The 7,448-nt window shown below is 31.6% G+C and carries 7 protein-coding genes and 1 pseudogene; 5 read left to right on the plus strand and 3 right to left on the minus strand.

What is annotated here, in order from left to right:
- The first annotated feature begins 239 nt into the window (after window positions 1-239).
- The 3 genes and pseudogenes from AC3WOM_RS26075 (at window position 240) to AC3WOM_RS26085 (ending at window position 2,053) form a co-directional block, all read left to right on the plus strand.
- A complete protein-coding gene (locus tag AC3WOM_RS26075) occupies window positions 240-1,061 on the plus strand; it encodes a hypothetical protein (RefSeq protein WP_427550103.1) in 822 nt (273 codons plus the stop codon).
- A 287-nt stretch (window positions 1,062-1,348) separates the two neighbouring features.
- Window positions 1,349-1,674 (plus strand): annotated as a pseudogene (locus tag AC3WOM_RS26080) (GNAT family N-acetyltransferase); the annotation flags it as partial.
- Window positions 1,664-2,053 carry a YidH family protein gene (locus AC3WOM_RS26085; RefSeq protein ID WP_492448968.1) on the plus strand — a complete coding sequence of 130 codons (390 nt, stop codon included), beginning with the start codon at window positions 1,664-1,666 and terminating at the stop codon, window positions 2,051-2,053. The pseudogene AC3WOM_RS26080 and the gene AC3WOM_RS26085, both read left to right, overlap by 11 nt.
- Window positions 2,054-3,393: 1,340 nt before the next feature.
- On the opposite strand, the gene AC3WOM_RS26090 is transcribed toward AC3WOM_RS26085, so the two are convergent.
- Window positions 3,394-3,816, minus strand: a complete 423-nt coding sequence (locus AC3WOM_RS26090; RefSeq protein ID WP_427547121.1) for a hypothetical protein — start codon at window positions 3,814-3,816, stop codon at window positions 3,394-3,396.
- A 438-nt stretch (window positions 3,817-4,254) separates the two neighbouring features.
- On the opposite strand from AC3WOM_RS26090, the gene AC3WOM_RS26095 reads away from it, so the two are divergent.
- Window positions 4,255-4,719: an NUDIX hydrolase gene (locus AC3WOM_RS26095; protein ID WP_492448971.1), complete on the plus strand. Its 465-nt coding sequence runs from the start codon at window positions 4,255-4,257 to the stop codon at window positions 4,717-4,719.
- 201 nt (window positions 4,720-4,920) lie between these two features.
- Here AC3WOM_RS26095 and AC3WOM_RS26100 read toward each other — a convergent pair whose 3' ends face one another.
- Both AC3WOM_RS26100 and AC3WOM_RS26105 read right to left on the minus strand, forming a co-directional pair.
- Window positions 4,921-5,886, minus strand: a complete 966-nt coding sequence (locus AC3WOM_RS26100) for a S66 family peptidase (protein ID WP_492448973.1) — start codon at window positions 5,884-5,886, stop codon at window positions 4,921-4,923.
- Window positions 5,855-6,619: an HAD-IIB family hydrolase gene (locus AC3WOM_RS26105; protein WP_492448976.1), complete on the minus strand. Its 765-nt coding sequence runs from the start codon at window positions 6,617-6,619 to the stop codon at window positions 5,855-5,857. Before AC3WOM_RS26105 ends, AC3WOM_RS26100 begins: the two co-directional genes overlap by 32 nt.
- 71 nt (window positions 6,620-6,690) lie before the next feature.
- Between AC3WOM_RS26105 and AC3WOM_RS26110 the strand changes: the two genes are divergently transcribed.
- Window positions 6,691-7,353: a Crp/Fnr family transcriptional regulator gene (locus AC3WOM_RS26110; protein WP_492448979.1), complete on the plus strand. Its 663-nt coding sequence runs from the start codon at window positions 6,691-6,693 to the stop codon at window positions 7,351-7,353.
- The last annotated feature ends 95 nt before the right edge of the window (window positions 7,354-7,448 follow it).

Genomic DNA, 7,448 nt, shown 5'->3' on the forward strand with positions numbered 1-7,448 from the left:
CTTTTTTGCGCTTACATGTAATTACAGAAAATTACGATTAATTTGAATGAGACATTATTTTAATGCGATGCTAGTGATATCAAATATATCAAATATTGAGTGGGGTGTTTCATTAAAGAGTGCGATTGTTCAATTAGAGCAGTCACTTCTTGTGCAAAAAGTAGCAGCTTAGCGCGATAAAGGGTGATCTTGTAAAAGTTGTCATGGTAAGATTATGGAAAACATAAGGGGCTAACTCAATGAATAAAAATTTCGGTAAATATAATGTACCACCTACACTCCAAAAATTAATTGACTTTCAAAATGTTCTAGATGACCCTGAACAAGTTTATCTTGGACTTCATTTTTATCTTTCTCTTGAGAATTTTAGATATTTTAATACACCTAGTGATGTAGTCGTATTTGGAAATATTGGTGTAGACGGTATTCACTTTGGATTCCTCACAGATTATAGTTCTGTAACTGATCTTGAAATAGCACCAATTGTTTGCATCTGTCCTATGGATTTTGAACGTCCAACTCGTATTGTTGCTAGCAATCTATGTGAATTTTTAAGAGTAAATATGACTGACAGTGAGTTGTTTTATAACCAATTTGAAAGTGAAGAGAATTATATTGCAGTTAAGAAACGGTGGAGTGAAGAAGCTACATATCAACTTTCTGAAAATGATAAATTAGTTCAGGAGAAAATATCAAAGTTATTAATTGAGAATCTACAGATACCCATTATTGACAACCCGTATCTATATGTTATAAGCATTGAACTAGATAGGCAAAGTAAAGTAAGTATTGAAACACAGGATGGACTGGGCGTTACAACTCCGCTTCTTCAAGGTGAAAAGCAAACACTATTCCAGATTCAACCGCACACAGATCCAAATTTGGAGCTATTGAAGAAATATCTTTATTCTGCACCAATTGCCTCAAGACTAGCGTTATTTAGGGATATTCAGCTTAATTATGTATTGCAAGACCATCTAGAACTACATGAAATAGTAGTGAAGGCAATGATTAATATGGGACTTACTGATGAAGCCAGACGATTATCAGGAGATATTTAAAAGTCTTCTTGAAATTGATGGCTTTATTTGTATCAATTTGGTTATCCAACTAAAGGAGCAGCATCCGAGTGTGGAAAAGAACCAGTTTGTGTAGCAATGTGCTTCTATAAACTAGGACTCTAGTTAAATAATCCATAAGCAAGAAAAATCGACTGAGATAAAAAAGGTTTGTATTTTACTAACGATTAATCTAGCTGTTAGAAGGATTATATAATCAGGTGTCGAATTTATTTGATGAAGTTAAAGTATAGGAGCACCGATATGGAGAAATATAGTATAGAAAATAAATAAATTTTGAAGTGGCAAAAACATCATTAGAAAATTCTATCCACTGAATCACAGTCAAAGATAATGAGTAAATGGTAGGGTTGGGGAGAATTGTTGGTGATGGAGCTATTTATTTTAAAATTCAAGATATAGTCGTGCATCCAGATTACTAAATAATGGTATTGGCAAGACGATAATGAATCTTTTGGTTAAATGCTTAAATAAGAATGCTCCAGATAAGTCGTTTGTTGGTTTGTTTGCATCACAAGGCAAGGAATCTTTATATGAATATAAAATTTACAAAATATTATTTTATAGAGGTAGTAGGTGTTACAATGTCAAATAACTCGCTAGATCAAGAAATAGATAGTAAGCAATTAAAGTATGCCCAGCAACATTTGGCCAATGAAAGAACATATTTAGCTTGGATTAGAACGGCAATTTCAATATTAGGTGTTGCCTTCTTAGCAACAAGTTTACACTTTGCTATTGGAACTGTTCGGAATTTTTGGGTGGATTTTTTATCAGCAATCATTGGTTTGTTGGCATGTCTATTTGGTTTATTAATTATTTTTACAGCTACATTTAATTATTCCGCAAAAAGAAAACAAATATTAAATGAAGCGTTTATACCTTCTAATAGACATATCATTTGGATATCTTATTTTTTAATTGTTTTGATTTCGATGGTAATAATCTACTTTATAATGATTAGTTTATCGTAGGTTTTCATTGCTTGATGAAAAAGTCATAGCAGTTAATGAAATGTTTTTGCACTATCTTGAAAGGCTGTCTCAAAAAAGTTTACATTTTTGACTAATGTTTTGTATGACTCAAATAAAAAAGAATGTGAATAAATGAATAGTTTAGAAAGAGCCAAATAATAGAAAAAGATTTTAAATGAATTACAATTAATACAGAAATGGAATACTGTAGGCGACTGTTTTATAGTAGGTGCAACTGTAGAATGGGCTAAACATCATAACACGACAGTACCATATCATTGGCAACCTAATCTATATAATAAATAATGATTGAATAAGCAATTTTGAACAAACTTTTAACCATCAGTGAAAATCCGGCTAATAAAAGAAAAGAACCTTAATCCTATTTCTAATACTGAATATTTGTGAAAAGTTATTTCGGTGGTAAAACCAATACATAGGTCAATGAAATAAGCAGAGCTATTTAGTTCATAAAAAGCTAAACGTCAAAAAGGATATTGAATTTCCATTTAAATGTAAGTAATGGTAATAATAGGATATAAGTAGGTTGAGGTAAATATTTACTATATCTATTTGAATGATGGAGTGGGATAATTTGATGCTTCAATTTTTGAAATAAAATTAATAGATGTAGATGAAATAGTCGGTGAAGACCAAATACTAACGATTATTGGTCGAAATATAAAAAATAGAGTCGAAGTTATATTTAATACACATTTTAAAATAAAAATATAGAGATTTGACTGAACGGAGGAAAATAACATAAAAATAATATTTATATCCTTATATTGGTAATTTTGTAATTCGAGGAATAATATAATTAAGATTTTTAAAATTACTACCAGCACTCACATTAACGCTAGCTTTAGCATAGCATCAACATTTCCTCAAAAAAACATAGAAGAAATAACCTCCATTTCAACAAATGTACAGCTTAATGACTTCGAACTGTTCCAAAAAATTCCGGCAGTTGTTGATCTGATGCAGTAGTTTACTTCTCAAATGCAAGTTACACCATTAGCAGCTGCTAAGCAATAGTTAGAAAAGGTAGTTTTAGAATCACTAGTAAGGCATGTTTATCTGTTACTATTTCGTTTGTTAGGCTGCCAAATGGGGTAATTGATTTGATTAACGTAAACTCTCGTATTATTGGTGGCGGTTCTTGGGGCTAGACTCAAAGTTCACATACAACAAAATATGAGATGAAGGTAGGTCACTTGCGATATATGTAAGTGGGACTTTAAGCGATACTATCGTTGTGAATATGTATTTGACTATCCTAAAAATGTTGAAATATAAATAGTCACATTACTGATATAACCTAGTTTTGTTCTTGGATTTTATATAAATAATGTAAATTTCTTTTGCACACTATTTACATTCTCTTCAATTTTAGACTCATTAACACCTAGTTCTGCAAGGATCTTTTTTAGCCCCTGAGGACCTTCACCTTGATAACCAGATGAGAATCCACCCTTTACAATAATTCGTCCACTTACTCCATTGAAGGCTGTTTCATAACCATATATTTCATTTATATACCGATGATCAATAGATTTAATTTTTCCTATTAATTCAATTGTTTTTCTAACAGCAGTTATAGCGTCTTTTGTATGGACATCTTCAATCGTGATATTCATAGTATTATTCCTTTCAGACAAATCTAGTTTAATCTTGTTAAAGGCATATTCATAAGCATTTTTAATCTCTTCGATGTTATACTTTTTATTGAATAATGCAGTGCTTTTTTCTACAGTAACCAACGACTATCTACCTCTTCTTAAGATAAAATTTCCTTTTCATGGATATAAATGTATCACATTATTTTATAATAAAAAATAGACGTTTAGCTTATATTTTTAATCCATATTAAAGACTATATTCTTAACTCATTATAATCCAAAGGATACAGAAGAGTATAAATAAATTAATCGGATGCAATATGGAAACAATTTTTAATAAAAATTCATCAGAGAAGGTATTTACGAAGCACTAAAATGCTTACAAAAATTATTTTGTTAGCATAGTCATGTCATTATTTTTTCGTATTTTATTCATACTGGAATCCAAAATTTAAGGAGACGAAAAAACTGCATCACTAATTAAATGATTCAGTTTTCAATGAATGAAAATGAATTGTTAAAGAACCTACGTGATGATTTAGTGAAAAACTATTAACCTAGACATAGAGGTGCATTAAATTGACTGAAATCCCAATAAGGTGTACAGGAGTTGCTATAGTTCTATTAAAAAAAATTAATAATGAATATAATGTGTTACTTTTAAAAAGAGCTTCGGAGGCTCTGCTTGATGTATGGTGCTACATTGGGGGTGGAATTGAAAAAGACGAAAGTGCATGGGAAGCCGCCCTAAGAGAAATAAAAGAGGAAACGGGAATTACAAAAGTTAGATTATATACTTCTAATAAATTTGATCAAATCTATTCACCGAAAGAAGATTATATTTATATTGCACCTGTATTTGTTGGCTTTGTAGAAGAGCAACAAGAGGTTACATTAAATGATGAGCATAGCGACTACCAATGGTTATCATTTAATAGGGCGATAGAGACTGTTACTTTACCTGGAAATGATGAAGTGCTTAGGTCTATTGAAAAACATTTTATCATGAGAAAACCACCAAAATATTTACGAATTGAGGATTAGTAGCTGAAACGTAAATCTTTAAGTATAAAGAATATGTTTGATATTTATTAGTAAACTTCTAAAGTTTTGGTAGTGTTAAATTAAACAAAGACCACGCCGTATTGGGTGATCTTGATTATTGTTTATATAACGAAAAGGGAACCAACAATGCTGTGACCTCCTATAAATTTTATTGGATAGGAGGTCATTGCTTTACCTTGATTAAAAAGTATTTAGCTTTAATTTAAAATCTTGTGTATTGATACTGATCGTACCCCCGATAGGTAAAGTCATAATAGGTTGAGTATGACCAAAATCCAAATCGTATATTACAGGAATATGTTTTAATTGTGGGTGCTTATCTAAAATAAAATGAAGTTGTTCTTCTGTCATGTTGGACACTTTTTGAAAACGCCCAATTAATAAACCTTTTATATCTACGTTAGCTTGCAATAAAGAGGTTAAATCTCTTGCGAACAATTCAGGTATTATTAATTCATCATCTTCCACATATAAAATGCAATCCCTTAAATGAGGTATGTACTTTGTTCCTTGAAGTAAATTAAGTGTACATAGATTTCCGCCATATAGCGTTCCTGTAGCACTACCTTTTGAATAAATTTTCCATTTCGTTTCTTCATAAACACGATTTTCTTGATCTAAAAACCATAAATCATCGCTCCATTTTGCTGATGGCTGCAATAAATAGGACTCTTCGTTCATCAAACAATTTTTAAAGAAGGTCGTTTGATAATCTTGTAACCCTGTCATTTGAAAACTTGAAAAATGTGGACCTGAATAAGTGATAAAATTACTTTTTGCTGTAATGGCATTTGCAAGTGCAGTAATATCACTAAAACCGCATAGTATTTTCGGATTTGCTTTTAGTAATTCATAATCTATATATGGCAGTAATTCATTACTATTAAAACCACCAATTACCGTCAAAATTCCTTTTACATTTTTATCTGAAAAAGCATCATGCAGATCCTCAATGCGTTGTTCAATTGAGGAAGAACTTTGTAAATCACAAATTTCAACGTGCTTTCCAAAGGTCACTTTTAATCCTAATTGTTCAAGACGTTTCTTTGCTAACTGGATACCCTCTTCAGATAATATTTTTATGCTGCGACTAGGTGCAATAACTCGAATTTCATCACCTTGTTTTAATTTCATTGGTATTCTCATCGTTACATTCCTCCAAATTTTTTATGATGTTTCTAATTGTAGCAGGAATATCTGCTCTATCAATCGTTTCAGTAGCAAAACGCTGGACCTCATGATTTCCAACGCAAACACTATGAATGGCATGTTCAAATAAACATTGATCATTACTGTCATTTCCAAACGCAATAAATTGATCAATCTTTAATTTATGAAGCCCCTTCACTTTATTTACACCAAGCGGGCTAATGTCAATTGCATGTTCATTTTTATAAGTTACAACTGAAACACGTAATTTTAATACCTCCTGTAACACCTCTTGTGTTGGGTGAAAAAGGATCAACTTGCAAATTTGTTGCAATTCAGCAATATCGAGATTCTTTGACATTGTTTTATCGATATTTATGTAAACCGGATGCTCAGTATCACCTGTAAACGCATAATTCCAATCACTATCTGCTAAATAAGATAATTGATTTGAGTGAATAGTAGTGATTAGGTGTTGTAAAATATCACTTTTAAAAAATTCCACTTGAATTTTCCCATGTTCAAACGTAAACGCTCCATTTCCACCAACCATGGACATTTGTCGGAATTTCTCAGGTAAGACTGGTAGTAGATCACGAATGGGTCTTGCAGAGGCAAAGACAATTTCATGCTTCGCTTTTAATAACTCATCGAAGACTTCACAAATAGTCTCATCAATTGTTTTTCCATCGAAACAAATAGTTCCATCAATATCAAATACAAATTTCATATTATCAGCTCCTGGTTCGAGTATAATGTATAGTAAAAATATTTAGAAGGACAGATGTCCCGGAGGTAACAATGCATTTCGAAACATTTTCCAAAATTTATAGTTATACCTTTCAAGGAGAGATAAAAAAGAATATAGAAATTCGTAGGTATGAATCAAATGACTATATTTTAAAAGTAGGAGAAGCTATCACTGGTCTCTATTTTTTATTAGAGGGGAGATATTATGTTTCTAGCCCTGAAATCACAGGGAAGGAATTATTATTAAGATACTGTCAGAAGCCTGCCATTATGGGGGATGTTGAAATCTTTCAAAACTGCTCGGTACAGTCAAATTGTATAGCTGCAGAGACGTGCCATTTGCTATTTGTTCCATATGCTCTCTATGAACAACATTTAAAACATGACAGTTCATTTACTCAAATGCTATTACAAGAACTGGCATATAAACTTCGAACATGCACGATTTCCTCAAGAGTGAACGCTCTTTCCTCTGTCTCCATACGTTTAGCTGCGTATTTATGTACAATTGAATCGACTTCACTCTTTAAAGAATATATTATGACAAATACTTTGGATGAGGTGGCTTCACTTATAGGTACAACAAAAAGACATTTAAATCGGGTTTTAAGGCAGTGGTCTGATGAAGGAATTATTCAACGGATTGATGAAATGATTCAAATTATCGATTGGAGTAAAATTGAGGAGATTTCAGAAAATGTTCGATTCGAATAAGGAGTAGAATAATTTCTACTCATAGTGTTGAAAAACTAAATGGTCAAGGGACTCTTTGTGAACACTACTAAGTCAAATGAAGGTGATTTCCGTTC

The sequence above is a fragment of the Lysinibacillus sp. FW301-JW8 genome, from assembly GCF_058788755.1.